The 1,327-nt window shown below is 57.2% G+C and carries 1 protein-coding gene and 1 pseudogene; both read left to right on the plus strand.

The window, feature by feature from the left end:
- On the plus strand, positions 1-630 hold a 630-nt coding region (locus JIG40_RS07110; RefSeq protein ID WP_199465048.1), incomplete at its 5' end, for an EAL domain-containing protein.
- A gap of 11 nt (positions 631-641) precedes the next feature.
- Positions 642-1,327 (plus strand): annotated as a pseudogene (locus JIG40_RS07115) (type I secretion system permease/ATPase); the annotation flags it as partial.

Below are 1,327 nucleotides of genomic sequence, written 5' to 3' on the forward strand. Positions count from 1 at the left end.
AACCACAGCGACGGCCAGACGTTCCACCGTGAAGTGTTCTCGGCGATTGAAAAAGACAACGTGCGCTACAGCGCCAACCAATACCTGTTTGCCTTAGAGCAGCTGCACGCCAGCCACCTGTTTGACCAGTACGTGTTGCAGGCGATGGTAGAGAAACTCGACGCCGGCGAGCTGACCGACACCCTCGCCATCAATATCGCGCAAAGCAGCATCGAGCAGCCGAGCTTCATTCGCTGGGTCACCCAACTGCTCGCGCGCCACAAAACCGTGTGCGACAAACTGCATTTTGAAATTCCCGAGAGCTGCTTTGTCAACGCGCCGCACCACACCGCCCTGTTCTGTCATGCGGTGCGCAGCGCAGGCGCCGGCTTTGGGGTCGACAACTACGGCCGTAACTTCCAGTCGCTCGATTACATCAACGAGTTCCGCCCGGATTACGTCAAACTCGATTACCTCTTCACTCATCACCTGGATGACGAGAAGCAGAAATTTACCCTCACCTCCATTTCGCGCACCGCGCACGATTTGGGCGTCACCACCATTGCGTCACGGGTCGAGACCCAAGTGCAGCTCGATTTTCTGTCGGAGCATTTTATCGATGTGTTCCAAGGTTTTATTGTGGATAGATAAGGATGCGCGGAATGCAAGACACGCTGCTCAATGCCCTGATATACGTCAGCCGTTATTACGGCCTCGCCAATTCGCCGGAGGCGCTGGTCAACGGCCTGCCGCTCTCCGACGGTAAGCTGACGCCCTTCTTATTTCCGCGCGCCGCCGAGCGTGCGGGTCTGGTCGCCAAAGAGAACCGCTCAGCGCTCCAGGCCATTCCACATCTGGTGTTTCCGGTGGTGCTGCTGCTCAAAAGCGGCGAAGCGTGCGTGCTGAGCAGCATCAACGAAGAGAAGCAGGAAGCGGAAATCGTCACCGCCGAATCGGGCATGGTGCCGGTCGCCTACCCGCTGGCAGAGCTCGCCGAGCGCTACATCGGCCGCTACTTTATGGTCAAAAAGCAGTTTCGCTTTGATGAACGCTCACCGGAAGTGCTCAAGACCCGTCACGGTCACTGGTTCTGGGGCACCATCTGGCAGTCAAAACGCATCTACCGCGACGTTCTGGTGGCCTCGGTTCTGATTAACCTGTTTGCCATCGCCGCACCGATGTTCACCCGCCTGGTGTACGACAAAGTGGTGCCCAACCTCGCGTTTGAGACCCTGTGGGTGCTGGCCAGCGGCGTGTTCATCATCTTCTTGTTTGATTTGACCCTCAAGCTGCTGCGCAACTACTTCATCGACGTGGCGGGGAAAAAGTCCGACATTCTGATTTCCTC

It is taken from the genome of Vibrio sp. bablab_jr001 (genome assembly GCF_016464285.1).
Classification (GTDB): Bacteria; Pseudomonadota; Gammaproteobacteria; order Enterobacterales; family Vibrionaceae; genus Vibrio; species Vibrio fluvialis.